This is a genomic window from Micromonospora qiuiae (assembly GCF_016863555.1).
In the GTDB taxonomy this organism is placed as follows: domain Bacteria; phylum Actinomycetota; class Actinomycetes; order Mycobacteriales; family Micromonosporaceae; genus Micromonospora; species Micromonospora qiuiae.
This window is the reverse complement of the sequence record NZ_BOPC01000054.1, coordinates 47,177-63,379: the sequence shown is the minus strand read 5'-3', so window position 1 is coordinate 63,379 and position 16,203 is coordinate 47,177. Positions and strand designations below refer to the sequence as shown.

The following is a 16,203-nucleotide window of genomic DNA, read 5'->3' as shown; positions in this document are numbered from 1 at the left end:
ACGAGTTGCGGTGTCCCGCGCGCCGGCAGCCTGAGCCGCTTGTCGCCGCTCAGCTGATCTGGCCTCCGTCGACATGTGGCGCCGTTGACGAAGGAGGCGGCGTCGGAGGCGAGGAAGACCACCGGTGCGGCGATCTCCTCGGGCTTTCCCCACCTGCCCAGCGGGATCTCTGCACCGTAGAGGCGGCTCATGCTCTCGTCGTCCTCGTAGTGTTCGTGGGCACCCGAGTCCACCAGGCCGGGCACGACCAGGTTGCTGCGCACCCCGTGGCGTCCCCACTCCCGGGCCATCGTCCGGTTGAGCATGCTGAGGCCGGCCTTGGCCGTGCCGTAGTGCGCCGGTGAAATAAAGCACGTCCATTGTGGCGAGGCGACCCGGCACGGTGCTCGATCTGGGCTGCGGGCCTGGCCATATCACCGACTACCTTCGCTCGCCGAACCCATCGACCACACGCCGCCATTGCCGCGATCGCAACTGAAGGGTGAGCCGAGCCAGCGAGCCATCTGTAACGGCACCCACCAACGATGGCCCGCACCGTGGTCTGAACTCCGGTTCAGCCGTTCATGGAAACAGCGGAGCCTGCCCTGGTGGCGTGCGGGTGCCGGCACCCGCACGCCCCGGCGCGCTGACCGATCAGATGGGGAATCGACCGCGGCGCCAGTGCCAGTGGCGGCCGGCCTTCAGGTGGTCGACGACCGCGCGCTGGAGCGCGGTGCGGCGCGGCAGCTGGTCGAGCGGCGTGGTCAGGGTGCGGAACACGAACCGCAGCACCTCGACGTCAGCGTCCAGCCCTTCCGGCTCTTCGTAGGGCTCCAGCTCGAACCTCCGCTGGAACCGGACGATATTGGAGTCCTCGGGCAGGTATTCCCGCAGTTGCGGGTCGAGCAGCCACGACCCGCAGGAGAACTCCGTGTAGCGCTCGTCGGGAAAATGGCGCGGGAAGAAAGCACGGCCCTCGTCGAGCGACGCCGCGACCGCCTCCGGGGTCATCGGCCCCGACTCGGGGATGTGCAGGCTGATGGCACCGTCGCCGCGATGGTGCTGCAGCCGGCCAAGCTCGTAGACGGCGCCGCGCGCGTGCAGTGTCAGCCAGCTCTGCATGACCGGCCAGCCCTCGCGGTGCATCCGCCGGTCGATCGCGAGATTGCGGCCCAGGTCCGCGAGGGTTGCCCACGACACGGCATCCGGGACGCCATGGTCGCGGTGGTATCCCCTGACCACGTCGACCAGCGCCAGGTACGCGTACACGTAGAGATGCCGCCAGGCAGGGCCTCGTTCGCGCGGTAGCGCCGGGCCAGGCGGCAGCCATTCGTAACCCCCGAGGTCGGCGCGGACCAGAGCGATCGAGCGGCCGAGCAGCCAACGCAGCTCCGGAGTCCACAGTGCAGAGCCGGGGTCGGGCCAGCCTGCCATGATCTCGGCGGCGTCGTCCGGCCGCACCCCGAGCCGGTCGAGGATCGCGGGCGCGTCGGCCTTGGCGGGCAGCGGTGCCGACGGCCGGTCTCCGGCGAGCCGGTGCACGCGGTCGACGTCCTCGACGGGCACCCCGAGCCGGGCGGCGATGTCGTCCAGGTCCACGCGGACGACTCTACCGGCCGGTCGGCATTCTCCACGGCCCGTGCCGATCGGGCAGATCCCGCCTCGGCGACCGATCCGCTGACCGAGCCTGCGACCTACGCGGCGAGCCGCTGTGAACGGACCAGCCACCAGTTACATCAAGCCTCCATGTGGTAGGCGAGGTTGACGATGAGTGCGGCCAGAGCAAGTCCGAAGAAGAGTGCCCAGGCGCCGAGTCGGAAATTACCCGCCCGCACATGTGCGCCCAGCGCGCCGAGAAAGTACAAGACCAGACCGGCCGCCGCGAGCGTACCCACGACCGGCACGACGAACCCGGCCAGCAAGCCGAGCGCGCCCGCGCCCAGGAGCAGTCCCAGTGGTCGTACCCACGATCGGGGTATCCGATTGCGGTCCGCCTCCGTCTTCGGGTAGTCGTGTCCGATCACATTCGCGATGGCGGCCGCACCGTTGAGGGCTGAGGTGAGCAGGGTCACCGTGAGATAGATGGCGAGCATCGGGGCCTCCTGAGCGTGAAAGTGGTGGTTGACCAGTCGCTCATGGACGAGGGGATGACCCCGAAGTGTGACACTGCGTCAAGTGTTCTGGGTCACAGCGCTATGGCAGCTCACCGGGTGGCGCGGTTCGAGGCGTCCCGGCGACGGCGGTGGACCAGAATGGCTAGCGCGGCGGCGGCGACGAGCAGCAGTATCGCCTCGTCGGGCACGGAACCGAGGCTGTCGGTCACCCATTCCTGTGCCGTGCCCTCGACGTCGGTCAGGCCCAGGCCGCCGGCCAGCCCGGCGGTGCCGTCGAAGGCCAGGAACAACGCGCCGAGCGCGATGAACAGCAGTCCGGAGATGAGGGAGATGCTGTGTACCCGGAACCTGCCGACCGCCAGGAGCCGGCCGCGCAGCCACCGCCGCTGCCCGATGCGCCACCGGTCCCAGACCAGGGCGAGCAGCAGCAGTGGCGCAGCCATGCCGAGGGCGTAGACGGCGAGCAGTGCCCCACCGGATGCGGGCTGATCGGAGGTGGCGGCGATCGTGAGGATCGCGCCGAGGATCGGCCCGGAGCAGAACCCGGCGAGCCCGTAGACCGCGCCGAGGACGAAGACCGAGGCCGGGGAGTCTCCGGTCAGCCGGCCCAGCCAGCGCTGCGCGGGCCCGAACGCGAAACCGCGTCCGGCCAGCTGCACGACGCCCAACGTGATGATCGACCAACCGGCGACCAGGATCAGCGTGTCGCGGTGGCGGAAGAACAGGCCCGCGAGGGCGGAGGACCCGACGCCGAGGGGCACCAGGACCGCGGCAAGCCCGAGGTAGAACACGCCGGTGCGAGCCAGAAGGCGGCCGGAGCTGCCGAAGGCGTACGCGAAGAACGACGGCAGCAGCATCGCGCTGCACGGGCTCAGCAGGGCGAGCGTCCCGCCGAGCAGCGCGGCCAAGTAGCCGATGTCGCTCATCGCGCCAGCTCCAGCTCCCTGTCGATGGCGTGCTTGAACGCTTCGAACGGCTGGGCGCCGATGATCGGGGTACCGCCGACGATGAACGCCGGCGTGCCGGTGATCCCCATCGACGTGGCCTCCTGCGCGTCCCGGTCGATGGCGGCTGCGGTGACCGCGGAGGCACGATCGGCGTCGAAGCGCGCCAGGTCCAGCCCGAGCTCGCGGGCGGCGGCGCGCAGCGCCTCGTCGTCCAGAGCCCCGCTGTTGACCCGCCGCTCCTCGGCGTACAGCGCGTCGTGGTACTGCCAGAACTTGCCCTGAGCGCCAGCGGCGCGGGCGGCGGCCGCGGCGTGGCGCGACTCCGGCCCGAGGTACGGCAGGTCCCGCCACTCGATGCGGACCAGACCCCTGTCGACGTACTCACGGATCAGCCGGGGTTCGACCTGCCGTGCGTGCCGTCGACAGAACGGGCACTGGAAGTCGGAGTACTCCAGGATCACGACCGGCGCATCCGGGTCGCCCAGTGCCACCGGGTCCCCCGGGGTCCGCCGGACCAGCCCGGCGAACGGGTTCACCCGTTCCTCCCCGGAGCCCGCCGCCTGTCCGCCGGACGCGGCCGGCGTCGCGTCGGACGACGGCCGGCCGAGCACGATCAGCACCGCGACCACGGCGATGACCAGCACGGGACCGAGCCACCCGGCGGTACGCCGGATCCCATGAGGGCCACTCCCGCGCCGTACGGGCCGACGTGGAGCGATACGAGCGGAGGGCTTCATGGCAGCTCCCTGGGAACGTGTCTGCTATCTGTCCTAGTACTATGCAGCCTAGTACTAGGATGGTTCGTACAAGGGTGAGGAGGGCCACCATGCGCAGCTGGACACCGCGCCGGCTGGTCGTCGCGGTGGTCGGCGGGGTCACCATCGCGGTGATGATCGCCGTGCCAACCGACCTGCTCGACACGCCGCTGTTCGGCCGCAGCGTTCCGGTGACCTGGTGGGCCTGGCCGGTCCTGGCTGTCACTGCGGCGCTGTCGGGCCTGCTGCTGGCCACCTACGTCCGGCCTGCGAACGCGACGCCGTCCCCTCGAACGGAGCAACGGGTGGGCGCGGTGGGCGGTGTGCTGTCGCTGCTCGCGGTGGGCTGCCCGGTCTGCAACAAGCTCGTGCTGCTCGCGCTCGGGACCAGCGGCGCTATGACCTGGTTCGCGCCGGCCCAACCGCTACTGGCCGTTGCGTCGATCGTCCTGCTCGGTTGGGCGCTGCGGCGGCGGCTGCTCGGTGAGCGGCAGTGCCCGGTACCCGCGTCGGGCGGTAGGGTCGAGCGATGATCAGGCCCGGGCGCCGTGACCGTGGCGCGGAACGCTCCCTCGGCCCCTTGGAGTCGGAGGTGATGAACCGGCTCTGGGCGGCGGATGCTCCGCTCACGGTCCGACAGATGGTCGACTCGCTCACCGGCAAGGGCCTGGCCTACACGACGGTGATGACGGTCCTGGACAATCTTCACCGCAAGGGCTGGGCGCAGCGGGAGCTGGTCGGCCGCGCCTACCGCTACCGGCCCCGCATCGGCCGGGAGGAACACATCAGCCAGGTGATGGCCGACGCGCTCTCCTCCGCCGGCGACCAGCACGCCGCCCTCGCCCGATTTGTCGAGACCATGAGCCCCGAAGAGGCGGCCCTGCTACGCGCCATCCTGCACGACCGGCCGAAGCCAGCATGACCAGTCTTCTCCTGCTCGCCTGGGCAACTGCCGTCGCCGTGGCTGCGCCACGTGCCATCGCCGCCCGGCCCTGGACTCGGACCGCCCCGCGCATCGCGATCGGCCTGTGGCTCGGCGCCCTGGTCTCGGCGACCGGAGCCGTCCTGAGCGCCGGGCTGCTCGTCGCCGTGCCGCCCACCGCGCTTGCCACAGGCCTCGACGGCGTCGTCGAGGCCTGCGTCCGCGCCCTGGCACGCCTCGGCGCGCCCAACGAGACCCTCGCCGCGCTCGCCCTGGCCGCCACCGCCGTACTCGCCGCCCGCCTCACGATCAGCACGCTCGCCACCCTCCACGCAGCCCGACGGTGGCGGCGCCACCACCTGGCGGCGCTGTCCCCCGTGTCCCGACCAGGACCGGCCGTCGATTGCACCGTGGTGGACCACGCCACACCGATGGTCTATTGCCTGCCCGGCAGACCCGGACACGTAGTCGTCACCCGCGGTGCACTCGACGCGCTGACCCCGCAGCAACTCGAGGCGGTGCTGCGGCACGAACGCGCCCATCTCCGCGGTCGGCACCACCTGCTCGTGGCCATCGCGGCCGCCTTCCGCCGAGCCCTGCCCGGGCTGCCCCTGGCCCGCACCGCCGAGAACGAGATCCGCCGCCTCGTCGAGCACCTCGCCGACGACCAGGCCGGCGCACAGCACGGCCGCCACACCGTGGCCGCCGCCATCGTCCGACTCGCCGGTTCCACTCCCGGCCATGCCCTCGGCGCCGGCGGCACTGCCGCAGATCGAGTGCGCCGACTGCTCACTCCCGCCCCGCCCAGGTCGCCCGCACGAGCTCTGCTCGGTGCCGCTGTCGTCGCCGTGCTCCTGATGTTCCCCCTGGCCACGACCGCGACAGCCGCGGGGATCGCCGTGCACTCGGCCACCTGCTCGGACTCAAGCACCTCCGCCCTCGGCTGAACGTGGGAAAGATCTGCTCACACCTCACCTGCCGGCCGATGCTGTGGAGACGCCGCCAATTGAAGGGAATCCCGATGCCGTCTCACGACGGCGTGTCAGGGAGTCTCGGCCTCCTTTGACGGCGGCCAGGGGTCGATGGGCATCTCGTAGACGAGGCGGTATCGGTCGCCGGGGAAGACGATGTCGGCGGTCTCGACTGCGGTCGGCCCGGCGTAGTAGGTGCGCTCAATCGCGATTACCCACCTGCCGCTGCGCGGGTCGAGTTCGAGGGCGGTAATCTCCTCGGGCATCGCCGGTCGAGTGGTGACCTCTTCGACGAACCGGTCGATGGCTACGCCGATGAAGTCCATCCGGGCGACAACGCCGATGACCGGCCCCTGCTCGGGATACTCGACCTGCGTACCTCCGGTGACGGCGAGCGGCTCGTACGAGTCCGCAAGTTGGATGGGATCGCCGTCCGCGAGGTACCGGTACTTGGTGTGCATCACCGAGTCGCCGGGCCGGATGCCGAGTCGTCCCGCGACGTGTGGCGTCGCAGGGATCTTCTTGCTCTCCGACTCCCAGCTCGGTTGCCTCCCGGCCGCTTCGCTGTCTCGCGCGAATGGCGATGTGCTGCCGAGGCGCTTACGCATGTCTCGGGAGTGGGCGCGACGCACGAGTTGGGTCCGGTCGCGCACGTAGTTGCCGGAGCCGCGTCGGCCCTCGATGAGCCCTTCACTGCGCAGCAGGGTGAGGGCGTGCTTGACGATGGTCGTGGAGAAGCCCCATCGCTGCTGTAGCTCCTTTTCGGTGGGGAGCTTGTGACCCGGAGCCAGTTCACCAGAGAGGATCCGCGAGCGCAGGTCGTCCACGATGCGCTGGTAGTTCGGCGGTTCCTTGTTGGTCATGGACAGCCCTTCCGGGTTGGCGCAGGTATCCGGGTCAAGTCGACCATGCACCCAAGGGTGTAGCAAACAAGGGCGCCATCCGACATGAGCATAGCTCGCGCACTTACCTACTTCACGCCGCGGAGTTAGTGCGCTAACTTGCGATGAGCGGAGACAAAGAGAGCCCTCACTCACGGTCATCAGACCAAGACCCCCGGCGTGAGGGCTTGCCAGCGCCCCGAAGGGATCTGCGATGCGCGCTACTTCCTATGCACAACGCCGAACCGGCCCTGCCCTCGCTACGGGTCACCTCCCTCCGATGTGTCCATGGCTGCGGACACGGTTTCGGCTCTCGGTCTCGCAGGAAGGCGAGCGGCCGTGGGTGTCGAGGTGATGATGATGCTGCTCAGTGGCGTGCTGCTGGGGTTCCTGGCTGGGTTGTTCGCGTTTCGGGTGAAGTCGCGGTGGTGCCCACGCTGCGGCGAGCCCACCCACGCCATGCCGCCCGTGGAGGGGAACCGATGAATCGCCCGCACCGACGCGACCACAACTCGATACCCCTCGGCCGACGGGTAGCCGAACTACGCGCCAACCGGGGCATGAGCCAGCAGACCTTCGCCGACCGGCTCGGCAAATCCAAAAGCTGGGTCGACAAAATCGAACGCGGCGTGCGCAAACTCGACCGCTACTCCGTCATCCGCGACATCGCCGACGTCCTACGCCTCGACCCCGACATCCTCCTCGGCCCCCGCCAACCACCACCGACCGCCCCCAAACTCGACGGAGTCGACGCCGTCCGCGCCGCCCTCGCCCACTACCACGATCGACCCCAGCGAACCGTCACCGCAGACCAGGCGCGCCGGCAGGTCGCCCACGCCTGGATGACCTACCACCACGCCCGCTACCCCCAACTACTCGACGCCCTGCCCGCCCTGCTCGACACCACCCACGGCACCCGAAGCCTGCTCGCCGCCACCTACCGCATCACCGCCAACGTCCTGATCAAACTCGACCACCCCCACCTCGCCTGGCTCGCCGCCGACCGGGCCGTCACCACCGCCGCCGACATCCCCACCCTCACCACCACCGCCACCATCGCCGTCACCCAAGCCCTGCGCGCCCTCGGCCACCACCACCTCGCGCTCACCGCCGCCCTCACCGCCACCGGCACCGCAGACGACGACACCGTACGCGGAGCCCTCTTCCTCCAAGCCGGCCTCGCCGCCGCCGGCACCGGCGACCGCCGCAACACCCACGACCTGCTCGACCACGCCACCGGCCTGGCTGATCAGCGTGCCAACCACACCGACCCCCACCACACCGGCTTCGCACCGACCGCCGTCCAGTTGGCGCGCTCCCTCGCCGCCCACCACCTCGGCGACACCACCGAAGCCATCCACCACCACCAACACGCCATCCGCAGCGACGGCTTCCGACGCCTACCACCCGAACACCGCGCCGCCCACCTCATCGACGCCACCCGGATGCACCTCGACACCGGCAACCCCACCCAAGCTGGCCAAGCCCTGCTCCACGCCGACACCATCGCCCCCGCCGAAGTCCGCAGCCGACCGGCCGCCCGTACCCTCCTCGCCGAGATCATCCAACGCGGACCGGCACCGGCCGACGTGGCGCGACTGGCCGCCATCCTCGGCCTGACCCGACAACCCTGACCCGCACGTTCGGTCCGGTCGCGCCCTGAGGGGGCCGTCACCGCCGCCAGTTGTAGGGCGTTGTTGTCGAGACCTTGACCAGACCGGAGCGTTCGAGGATTGGGCGCGAGTACTCGGTGGAGTCGCTGTTGATGAGCGTCTTGCCCATACCGGGTGCTGAGCGGGCTCGCGCGGCCGTCAAGGCGCGGTAGATCCCGCGGCCACGCCACTCCGCACGGGTCGCGCCATCCCAGATCCCGGCGAAGTTGGTCCCGGGCACCGGTTCCAGCCGCCCGGCACTGACGATCCGCCCGTCGGCCTCGGCAACCCACAACTCCATTCCGTCATCGCAAGCCAGGCGGCGCAGAATGGCGTTCGCCATGTCATCGCCGCCAGCGTCACCGAAGGCCTCGTACTGCGTATTGGGCGAGCGCTGCGGGGACGAGTCGCCGAATCGCATCGGCGTCCGCGCCGCCGAGATCGCGATAGGCGACAATCCGCGACCACCCGCGAAGGTCACGAGCCGTGGTGGTCCGTGCCGGGTGACCGAGACCGCGCTCGGCGTCTCGGCATCGTGGGCCAATCACCTCGATCCGTTCACGCTCTCAGCTCGACAGGGCCCAGATCCAACACGACGAGCTCCGGGGCAACCGACCGCGTGTACTCCGCTCGTGGTCCCCGCAATGCCCGGATTCTTCAAAGCTCGATTCCGATGCAACCCCGGCGCAAGTTCGCTCCGTCGTGCGAGTGGAAGCGATGGGAAGGAGCAGCGTGAAGAAGTCCGAGGAGGACGACTTCCGGGCGTTCGTCGGTGCTCGCATGGACCGCTGGCGACGCGCGGCGTACCTGCTGTGTCATGACTGGCACGCCGCGGACGACCTGGTATCGATCGTTGTGGGCAAGCTCTACCGGCACTGGCGCAGGGTGATCTCGTCCGACAACCCTGACGCGTACGCCCAGCGGATGTTGACGAGGTCCTGGCTCGACGAGCGCCGCCGGCCCTGGCGGCGGGAACAGCCGGTGGAGGATCCACCGGAGACCGGCTGGACGCACCCGGACCGGGTCGACGACCGGAATCAGCTGACGGGGTTGCTGGCGCATCTGGCGCCACGGCAGCGCGCAGTCGTTGTGCTGCGCTTCTACCTCGACCACTCGGTCGAGGAAACCGCGGGACTGCTGGGAATCTCCGCGGGAACGGTCAAAAGCCAGTCGGCGCGAGGGCTCGAGACGTTGCGCACCCTGGCGTACTCATCTGGGAGCGTTTCATGAATCAGCAGATTTTCGACGAGCACATCGGCACTCCACCGCCGTCGACGGTCGACGTCGACCGGATCATTCAACGCGAGCGGCGCGGGAGCCTGCTGCGCAGCATGGCGGGGGGCGGTTTCGCTCTGGCGGCGACCGGCCTCGCAATCTCGGTCGGCGTCGCCTTGAGCGGTGGCGCCGGGCCTCAGCCTGGGCCGCCGGTGGCGGCGCCCGCCGTTGCGGCGGCGTCCCCCTCCGCGCCGGCCTCCGGTCTACGGCTGGACACCAGCGACCCGGAGGCGATCCAGCAGACCCTCGATCGGCTGCGGGTGGCACTCGAGACGGCAGTCGCCGGGGCGGCACCCGACCTCCGATGGATCTACATGCCCGACGTCCCAGGTGAGAAGCGCCTCCCGGACGGTCACCCGGCGATGTACGCCGAGCGTGATCCGGTGGGATGGGCCGCCCGCTCCGGTGTGGCCCGCCACGGCAAGAAAGCCGGCTTCTACATGTGGGTTCGACCGGACACCTGCGACTCGCAGGGCGGCGCCGGCCTTGATTCGGGCTCCGGACCGCACGTCTGTGCGCCGGTGATCGAGTGCGATGACGGCATGAAAGCCGGTACCTGCCGAACGTCGACGACCGCCGAGGGCCTCGAGGTGGTGGAGACCACCGAGACCAGCCCGGCCAAGAACGGCAAGCAGTACCGCTTCTACCGAGTGCAGGTCGAGCTTCCGCAGGGCTACCACCTGCATTTGTTGGCGGTGAACTATTTCGGAGGCGACGGCAGCGGGGTCACCAGCAAGACACCACTGCTGACCAAGGCCGAACTGCGCACGGCCGCGACGGCCATCGCCGCCCAAGTCGTCGGCTGACAGCCACACACATGATCCCGGATGGTGCCCTTCGCCCTCACAGGCGTGCGGGCACCATCCGGGACCGCCCCGATCCGGCGGCGAGCACTGGCTGTGACAGTGTGCTCATAACGTCTTTGCCCCTCGGGTCACACGGCCGTCCGGATCTGGCCGCAGACCGGGGAGAGCCTGCGCCGGCTAAACACCGACGGGATCGACTGCCGGCTCGGTGGGCCCCGACGTGAAGAAGCGGGTGATGTCGTCGGCCGCAGTGGGGGACAGCATCATCGCCTGGACTCGTGCGGACATTTCGGCGATCGGGTGGATCCTGGTGAACATCGCCTCCTCGTACCTGCAAATCGCCAGGTCGGGGTCGGCGGGATTGTTGGCGAGTTCGGCGGCGAGTTCGGCGGCGTCGAGCATGGCTTGGTTGGCGCCCTCGCCGACCGGCGGCATGAGGTGCGCGGCGTCACCGATGAGGGTGACGCCCGGCTGGTGGGTCCAGCGTGTACCGGTGGGCATCGCCTCGATCCTGCGCGGCGTGGGCGGGCTGTCGCCGGCTTCGATCAGTGCGGTGAGGCTGGGGTCCCAGCCGTCGAACATGTCCAGCACGGCGCGTTTGCTGCGGTAGGTGTCCAGGTGGCGATCGACCGCGGGTAGGGAGATCCCGACTCGAATGCTGCCGTCGCCGAGGCGTTGCGCTGCGAGGATCTGGTTCACGCCGACGCACCACAGGTTGCCGGGGCCGACCAGCTCCGCGAGATCCGGGTGGCGCCGGTCGGCGTCGCTGATGCTGAGCTCCACCAAGGTCGCCACGTGGGACAGCGCCGCGTCGGTCAGCAGCGATCGGACGACCGAACGTGCGCCGTCGGCGCCGATGAGGACGTCGCAGTCGGCGCTGTGACCACCATCGAACGCCAGCCCGAAGCCTCCGCCGCGTCGTGGCGTCGCCGCGACGAGCCGGTGCTGCCACGCCACCGCGTCGCCGGGGAGCGAGTCAAGCAGAAGATCACGTAGTGCGGTGCGGTCGATCTCAGGGCGTCCGGAGAATGCGCCGGGTTGCGGCTTGTGATGCACGAGGGTTCGTCCGGTCGGGTCGAGGATGCGATGTTCCTCGCCCTCCGGTCGTGCCTCGGACCGGAACCGGGCGGCGAGGCCCGCCTCGGCCAGGGCCTGCTGCCCGGACTCCGGGTGCAGGTCGAGCGAGCCGCCCTGTGATCGCGCAGATCGGCCTGCCTCGCGTTCGTACACCACCGCGTCGATGCCGTGCCGGTGCAGGATTCGGGCCAGCGTCAGGCCGCCGAGCCCACCACCGGCGATCGCGATTCTCGTCTTCATCCCCGTTACCGTACACTGTATTTCGTGGATACACTGCACGGTAGCGATGTGTTGTCCGTCTGGGAGCGGCCCGAGCCTCAGCCGCGGGCAGCGCCGGTGCCGCTGAGCCGCGCGAAGATCGCGGCTACGGCGATCCGCCTGGCGGACGCGCACGGCCTCGACGGAGTGTCGGTTCGCAAGATCGCAAAAGAGCTCGGTGTCGGTCCGATGCGGCTCTACGACTACGTGCTCAACAAATCTGAACTGCTCGATCTGATGGTCGACGCCGTCTATGCCCAGATCGCCGAGGCCGGCCAGCAGTCCGAGTGGCGCGCCACAGTGCTGGCCATCGTTCACCGGACCCGCGACGCCGCCCTTGAGCATGAATGGTTCGCCGACCTGCTCGGCGCACGGCCACACCTGGGACCTCACGCGCTCGCCGTGGGCGAGTCGACCGCCGCGGCGCTCAGCCAGGCCCCTGGCGTACGCGGTATCGACGACCTCCAGCGGGCCCTGGGCGCCCTCAACGCGTTCATCATCGGCGCGCTCCGCAGAGAGGTCACCGAGCGCCGCACCGCCCGTTCCACCGGCACCGACATGTCCACCTGGCAGGCCGCGCTCGGGCCCTACCTGACCCGCATGCTCGAAACAGGCCGCTACCCCACCGTCGCCCGGCTCGTCATCGACGGCACCCACCTCAACGCCGAGGAAACCTTCCACCACAACCTGACCACCGTCCTGGACGGCATCACCAGCTTTCCCGACACGTGACCTGCTGCTCGCAGGCCGGCCGTCGGCTGAACGCGTCGTGAACCGTCGGGGCGGTCCCGTCCTATATCGATCACCGCGATCCGTTCACGCTCTCAGCTCGACAGGACCCGAACCCGACACGACGACATCCGGGTCACCACCCTCCGCGTGGAGGCCGCCAGCGGCGTCTCGCTGCTCCGCGACCAGCAAGCCGCCACAAGTAACTCGGCCAGATCCGAAAACCGCCAATTGATCCTCTATAAGACCTACGTTGATTTGGGAGGGCATGACCGAAAATTGATCGTGCGGAGGACGTCGTGGCCAACAGTTCGACTCAGCACCGTGGCTCCATCGGGACAGTGTCACAGCGCGGCATTCCCGAGGAGGTGGAGGTAGCAATCGTCGGCTCCGGCGGGGCCGGGCTGATGGCGGCGCTCAGCGCCGCGAAGCAAGGGGCACAGGTCCTCGTTGTGGAGTCCCAGCCGATGCCGGCGGGACGATCTCGCTGGGGCTGGTGTTCGGCTACCTGGCGGGACAGGAGGCGGCCCGGCGGCAGAATGCTTCTTGAGCCATCAGTTGCAGCGGGCGGGCGCCGGCTCGGCCGTACGCTCGGGTTGTTCGGCCTGAAGGCGGTAGGCGCCGGCGGCCGACGCGCAGACCACGAGTTCCTCGCCAACAAGGCCGGCATATGACATCGCGGGAGATCTGGACGATCGGGCACTGGACGTGCCCGGAACCGGCGTTCCTCACCCCACTGCACGAGTACGACATCAACCTGCTCGCCGACGTACGCGCACAGCCCGGATCGCGGCGCAACCCGCAGTTCGGGCGTGACACGATGCCACACTGGCTCGCCCGGGCCGGTATCGACTACGTCCACCTGCCCGAGCTGGGCGGTCGCCGCCGCAAGCAGGACGTCGACCCGGACATCAACGCCGGGTGGCGACAGCCGAGTTTCAAAAACTACGCCGACTACACACTCGGGCCGCAGTACCGCGACGGCATCCAGCAACTGACCGACCTCGCCAGCGACCGTCGCACCGCCATCATGTGCGGCGAACCGATGCCATGGCGCTGCCACCGACTACTCATCGCCAACACGCTCACCGCGCAGGGCTGGACGGTATGGCACCTGATCAGCAACGCCAAGCCACGACGGCACGAGCCGGGCATGTGGGGCGCGGCGCCATCGATCAGCGCAGACGGACAGGTGACCTACCCGGCAATGTCGCCCTCGGTGCCTGGACGCAACTGATCGACTCCCGCGACTCACCAGTCATAGATGTGAACCTGCGGCACCACGTAGTGCCTCAGTCGAGCGCTTACGGCACAGCGCGCTACTGGTCGTTCGCGTTGGCGAGGTCTGCTTGCGCGGAGACGCCGCGAAGCATGATGCCCGCGAAGATCGATACCGCGAGCAGGATCAGGGCGGCGATTCCGCCGGTCGATGCGAGTGCGGTCGTGAACGAGTCGGTTGCGGCTGTGGCCAGTGCTACTCCGATCTCGCCGGGCAGTTCCTGGGCGTACAGTAGCGCAGCGGCGAGGGTTTCTTTCGCGGCTTCGAGCACGCTTCGGGGGAGCCCTGCGGGGGCGGCGTCGGCGAGTCCGGTGCGGTAGAAGCCGAGCAGCACCGAGCCGAGGATCGCGGTGCCGAATACGGTGCCGAGTTCGTAGGCGGTCTCGCTGATCGCAGCAGCCTGGCCCGACTGTTCGGGCCGCGCCGAGCTCATGATGAGATCGTTCGTGAGCGTCATGCCCACCCCGGCACCGAGCCCGACGAGGCACAGCGCGATGGCGATCTGCCACGGCTGAGTGTCCGGGGTGAGGGTGAGCAGCGTCACGAAGCCGCCCGCGGTGATGAGCACGCCGACGGAAACGATGAGCGAGGTGGGGATTCGTTTGACGAGTGCTGCGGCGATGAATCCGGCGGTGGCGGATACTGCGGCCTGGGGCAGCATCCACAGCGCGGACTGGATGACGCTGAGGCCCGCGACGAGCTGTAGGAACTGGGTGAGGGCGAACATCGCACCGACCAGGGAGAACACCGAAAGCAGATCGGTGACTACCGCGCCCGTGAACGCTCGCACGCGGAAGAGACGGACGTTGATCATCGGTACCGGCATACGCAGTTGCCGGATGACGAACAGCACGAGCAGCACGAGGCCCGCGAGGAACGTGAGGAACGCGACGCCCGGTTCCTCGCTCTCGGCAAAGGTCTTCACCCCGTAGACGAACGAGATCATGCCCGCGAGCGACAGCACGATGCTGGGGAGGTCAATGCGACCGGGGTCCGGGTTCTTGCTCTCGGGCACGAGGAACGGCGCCAGGACAAGCAACAGCACCATGACCGGAATGTTCATGAGGAACGCAGCGTGCCAACTGAACATCTCAATGATCCCACCGCCGACGATGGGGCCCGCGGCGGCACCGAGCGCCCCAGACGCAGACCAGACCGCCATAGCGGTACGGCGCTGATTGCGGTCGAGGAACATATTGCGGATGAGGGAGAGCGTTCCCGGCATGATCGCCGCGCCCGCAACGCCGAGCAGGGCGCGGGCCGCGATCAGCATCCACGGCTCCGTCGAGAGCGCCCCCATGACAGATGCGATCGCGAAGAACACCGCGCCGATGAGCAGCACCTTACGTCGCCCGAAGCGATCCCCGAGCGACGACATCGTGATGAGCAGGCCCGCGAGCATCAGGGCGTAGATGTCGAGCATCCACAGTTGCTGGACGCCCGACGGTTCCAGATCCGCCGTGATGTCGGCCAGCGCGAAGATCAGCACCATGCCGTCGATCGCGATGAGCAGCATGGGCAGCACGAGCACGGCCAAGCCGACCCAGGTCCGGGCTGTTGCCCGTGGAGCAGTGTCGTTCACGGGTTCGTCTCCTGTCGGATTACTTCACCAGGTAGGGTACTACACCGGAAGGTGTACTAATGATGCCGATGGGAGAACCGATGGCACGACCGAGCTCACGACCCAGGCTGATCGAGGCCGCCCTCACAGTGGTTGAGGAGGGCGGCATCACGGCGCTCACGCTCGACGCCGTCGCCGAGGAGGCCGGGGTGACCAAGCGCGGCCTCCTCTACCACTTCCCCACCAAGCACGCCCTGCTCACCGGGATCCACGAGGATCTCGCCGCTCGAATCGAGCAAGAGCTCCTCGACGCCACAGGAAAGGAACCCGAGGCGGCGAGCCTCGTGGAGCGCACACGCGGGTATGTGCGGGCTGCGCTCAAGGCTCCGAGCAACGTGGAGATGCGGCTCATCATGGAAGCCGCCAATGAACCCGAGTGGATTGCCCCCTGGGAGCGCGTCTACCGACGTTGGTTTCCCGAGGCAAGGCTGTCCATCGAAGAACTCGACGACCTCTCGCTCCGGTGCCTAGTCGCGCGGATGGCCGCAGACGGCTCCTGGGCGCACGAGAGCACCTTAGCTTCCCCGCTCAGCGAGGAGGCCCGCGAACGTCTGGCTGGGAAAATTCTCAACGTTCTCGACGGGGAGTGATCGGTGGCTCGCTGCCCACGCCGGGCATGCAGTGCCCTTTTCAAACCGGCCACCGCGAGACAGGTCGTTACACCAGCGACTGCGAGATGGTCCGGGCGACTTCGGCCGGATGGGCCAACTGGGATGGTGGGCCGGTCCGGATCGTCCCGGGCGAACCGGCGGCCGCAGTTGGCACGTCGTTATGTATGAGCGCCGGGAATCGTTCGAGATCGACGATCATCGTCTGGATATTGCCATCCGCAACGCCCCCCATCGATATCCATTGTGGCGTAACCTCATTGCCGAAGCTCGACGGCCGGCAAAGCCGCAGCCTCATCTAAGGCTGCCTTGATCACGGGAGTTGGACC

The 16,203-nt window shown here is 68.8% G+C and carries 20 protein-coding genes; 10 read left to right on the top strand and 10 right to left on the bottom strand.

Annotated features, from left to right (window positions below; translation table 11 throughout):
* The 5 genes from Vqi01_RS19765 to Vqi01_RS19745 form a co-directional block, all read right to left on the bottom strand.
* A partial coding sequence (locus Vqi01_RS19765; protein WP_204036301.1) for an SDR family NAD(P)-dependent oxidoreductase occupies window positions 1–305 on the bottom strand: 305 nt, incomplete at its 3' end.
* A gap of 328 nt (window positions 306–633) precedes the next feature.
* Window positions 634–1,578 (bottom strand): acyltransferase domain-containing protein, encoded by a 945-nt coding sequence (locus tag Vqi01_RS19760; protein ID WP_204036300.1) that lies wholly within the window; start codon window positions 1,576–1,578, stop codon window positions 634–636.
* 137 nt (window positions 1,579–1,715) lie between these two features.
* On the bottom strand, window positions 1,716–2,072 hold the full coding sequence (locus Vqi01_RS19755; protein WP_204036299.1) for a DoxX family protein: 357 nt from the start codon (window positions 2,070–2,072) through the stop codon (window positions 1,716–1,718).
* A 110-nt stretch (window positions 2,073–2,182) separates the two neighbouring features.
* On the bottom strand, window positions 2,183–3,019 hold the full coding sequence (locus Vqi01_RS19750) for a cytochrome c biogenesis CcdA family protein (RefSeq protein WP_204036298.1): 837 nt from the start codon (window positions 3,017–3,019) through the stop codon (window positions 2,183–2,185).
* The gene (locus Vqi01_RS19745) at window positions 3,016–3,684 is read right to left on the bottom strand and encodes a DsbA family protein (RefSeq protein WP_239098511.1); all 669 of its coding nucleotides are present in this window, start codon (window positions 3,682–3,684) and stop codon (window positions 3,016–3,018) included. Before Vqi01_RS19745 ends, Vqi01_RS19750 begins: the two co-directional genes overlap by 4 nt.
* 182 nt (window positions 3,685–3,866) lie before the next feature.
* Between Vqi01_RS19745 and Vqi01_RS19740 the strand changes: the two genes are divergently transcribed.
* From Vqi01_RS19740 to Vqi01_RS19730, 3 genes are read left to right on the top strand one after another with little or no spacing between them, the layout of a single operon-like run.
* Window positions 3,867–4,328: a hypothetical protein gene (locus Vqi01_RS19740; RefSeq protein WP_204036296.1), complete on the top strand. Its 462-nt coding sequence runs from the start codon at window positions 3,867–3,869 to the stop codon at window positions 4,326–4,328.
* The gene (locus Vqi01_RS19735; RefSeq protein WP_204036295.1) at window positions 4,325–4,717 is read left to right on the top strand and encodes a BlaI/MecI/CopY family transcriptional regulator; all 393 of its coding nucleotides are present in this window, start codon (window positions 4,325–4,327) and stop codon (window positions 4,715–4,717) included. Before Vqi01_RS19740 ends, Vqi01_RS19735 begins: the two co-directional genes overlap by 4 nt.
* A complete protein-coding gene (locus Vqi01_RS19730) occupies window positions 4,714–5,664 on the top strand; it encodes a M56 family metallopeptidase (protein WP_204036294.1) in 951 nt (316 codons plus the stop codon). Before Vqi01_RS19735 ends, Vqi01_RS19730 begins: the two co-directional genes overlap by 4 nt.
* Before the next feature lie 95 nt (window positions 5,665–5,759).
* On the opposite strand, the gene Vqi01_RS19725 is transcribed toward Vqi01_RS19730, so the two are convergent.
* Entirely contained in the window at window positions 5,760–6,551 is a 792-nt protein-coding gene (locus tag Vqi01_RS19725) for a GntR family transcriptional regulator (RefSeq protein ID WP_204036293.1), read from the bottom strand.
* 500 nt (window positions 6,552–7,051) lie between these two features.
* On the opposite strand from Vqi01_RS19725, the gene Vqi01_RS19720 reads away from it, so the two are divergent.
* A complete protein-coding gene (locus Vqi01_RS19720; protein ID WP_204036292.1) occupies window positions 7,052–8,203 on the top strand; it encodes a helix-turn-helix domain-containing protein in 1,152 nt (383 codons plus the stop codon).
* Window positions 8,204–8,240: 37 nt separating this feature from the next.
* Here Vqi01_RS19720 and Vqi01_RS19715 read toward each other — a convergent pair whose 3' ends face one another.
* Complete coding sequence (locus tag Vqi01_RS19715) at window positions 8,241–8,765, bottom strand: GNAT family N-acetyltransferase (RefSeq protein ID WP_204036291.1); 525 nt, start codon at window positions 8,763–8,765, stop codon at window positions 8,241–8,243.
* A gap of 188 nt (window positions 8,766–8,953) precedes the next feature.
* Between Vqi01_RS19715 and Vqi01_RS19710 the strand changes: the two genes are divergently transcribed.
* Window positions 8,954–9,451, top strand: a complete 498-nt coding sequence (locus Vqi01_RS19710) for a SigE family RNA polymerase sigma factor (RefSeq protein ID WP_239098510.1) — start codon at window positions 8,954–8,956, stop codon at window positions 9,449–9,451.
* Window positions 9,448–10,302, top strand: coding sequence for a hypothetical protein (locus Vqi01_RS19705; RefSeq protein WP_204036289.1), 855 nt, complete (start codon window positions 9,448–9,450; stop codon window positions 10,300–10,302). Before Vqi01_RS19710 ends, Vqi01_RS19705 begins: the two co-directional genes overlap by 4 nt.
* Before the next feature lie 177 nt (window positions 10,303–10,479).
* On the opposite strand, the gene Vqi01_RS19700 is transcribed toward Vqi01_RS19705, so the two are convergent.
* A complete protein-coding gene (locus Vqi01_RS19700; RefSeq protein WP_204036288.1) occupies window positions 10,480–11,619 on the bottom strand; it encodes an FAD-dependent oxidoreductase in 1,140 nt (379 codons plus the stop codon).
* Between the two features lie 24 nt (window positions 11,620–11,643).
* Here Vqi01_RS19700 and Vqi01_RS19695 point away from each other — a divergent pair, with 24 nt between their 5' ends.
* The 3 genes from Vqi01_RS19695 to Vqi01_RS19685 all read left to right on the top strand — a co-directional run bounded on the left by Vqi01_RS19695 (window position 11,644) and on the right by Vqi01_RS19685 (window position 13,603).
* Window positions 11,644–12,369 (top strand): TetR/AcrR family transcriptional regulator, encoded by a 726-nt coding sequence (locus tag Vqi01_RS19695; RefSeq protein ID WP_239098509.1) that lies wholly within the window; start codon window positions 11,644–11,646, stop codon window positions 12,367–12,369.
* 296 nt (window positions 12,370–12,665) lie between these two features.
* Complete coding sequence (locus Vqi01_RS19690; RefSeq protein WP_307825142.1) at window positions 12,666–13,040, top strand: FAD-dependent oxidoreductase; 375 nt, start codon at window positions 12,666–12,668, stop codon at window positions 13,038–13,040.
* A complete protein-coding gene (locus tag Vqi01_RS19685) occupies window positions 13,037–13,603 on the top strand; it encodes a DUF488 domain-containing protein (RefSeq protein ID WP_204036287.1) in 567 nt (188 codons plus the stop codon). The genes Vqi01_RS19690 and Vqi01_RS19685 overlap by 4 nt, the downstream gene beginning before the upstream one ends.
* Window positions 13,604–13,685: 82 nt before the next feature.
* On the opposite strand, the gene Vqi01_RS19680 is transcribed toward Vqi01_RS19685, so the two are convergent.
* Window positions 13,686–15,227 carry an MFS transporter gene (locus tag Vqi01_RS19680; RefSeq protein ID WP_204036286.1) on the bottom strand — a complete coding sequence of 514 codons (1,542 nt, stop codon included), beginning with the start codon at window positions 15,225–15,227 and terminating at the stop codon, window positions 13,686–13,688.
* Between the two features lie 80 nt (window positions 15,228–15,307).
* Here Vqi01_RS19680 and Vqi01_RS31345 point away from each other — a divergent pair, with 80 nt between their 5' ends.
* A complete protein-coding gene (locus Vqi01_RS31345) occupies window positions 15,308–15,856 on the top strand; it encodes a TetR/AcrR family transcriptional regulator (protein WP_204036285.1) in 549 nt (182 codons plus the stop codon).
* 67 nt (window positions 15,857–15,923) lie between these two features.
* On the opposite strand, the gene Vqi01_RS19670 is transcribed toward Vqi01_RS31345, so the two are convergent.
* Window positions 15,924–16,172 carry a hypothetical protein gene (locus Vqi01_RS19670; RefSeq protein ID WP_204036284.1) on the bottom strand — a complete coding sequence of 83 codons (249 nt, stop codon included), beginning with the start codon at window positions 16,170–16,172 and terminating at the stop codon, window positions 15,924–15,926.
* Window positions 16,173–16,203 lie beyond the last annotated feature (31 nt).

What these genes read in the sequence shown, in the direction of transcription:
- Vqi01_RS19720 (WP_204036292.1), top strand. Translation starts at nt 7,052, where the DNA reads ATGAATCGCCCGCACCGACGCGACCACAACTCGATACCCCTCGGCCGA.
- Vqi01_RS19705 (WP_204036289.1), top strand. Translation starts at nt 9,448, where the DNA reads ATGAATCAGCAGATTTTCGACGAGCACATCGGCACTCCACCGCCGTCG.
- Vqi01_RS19740 (WP_204036296.1), top strand. Translation starts at nt 3,867, where the DNA reads ATGCGCAGCTGGACACCGCGCCGGCTGGTCGTCGCGGTGGTCGGCGGG.
- Vqi01_RS19670 (WP_204036284.1), bottom strand. Translation starts at nt 16,172, where the DNA reads ATGAGGCTGCGGCTTTGCCGGCCGTCGAGCTTCGGCAATGAGGTTACG.
- Vqi01_RS19755 (WP_204036299.1), bottom strand. Translation starts at nt 2,072, where the DNA reads ATGCTCGCCATCTATCTCACGGTGACCCTGCTCACCTCAGCCCTCAAC.
- Vqi01_RS19750 (WP_204036298.1), bottom strand. Translation starts at nt 3,019, where the DNA reads ATGAGCGACATCGGCTACTTGGCCGCGCTGCTCGGCGGGACGCTCGCC.
- Vqi01_RS19730 (WP_204036294.1), top strand. Translation starts at nt 4,714, where the DNA reads ATGACCAGTCTTCTCCTGCTCGCCTGGGCAACTGCCGTCGCCGTGGCT.
- Vqi01_RS19700 (WP_204036288.1), bottom strand. Translation starts at nt 11,619, where the DNA reads ATGAAGACGAGAATCGCGATCGCCGGTGGTGGGCTCGGCGGCCTGACG.
- Vqi01_RS19735 (WP_204036295.1), top strand. Translation starts at nt 4,325, where the DNA reads ATGATCAGGCCCGGGCGCCGTGACCGTGGCGCGGAACGCTCCCTCGGC.
- Vqi01_RS19725 (WP_204036293.1), bottom strand. Translation starts at nt 6,551, where the DNA reads ATGACCAACAAGGAACCGCCGAACTACCAGCGCATCGTGGACGACCTG.
- Vqi01_RS19685 (WP_204036287.1), top strand. Translation starts at nt 13,037, where the DNA reads ATGACATCGCGGGAGATCTGGACGATCGGGCACTGGACGTGCCCGGAA.
- Vqi01_RS31345 (WP_204036285.1), top strand. Translation starts at nt 15,308, where the DNA reads ATGGCACGACCGAGCTCACGACCCAGGCTGATCGAGGCCGCCCTCACA.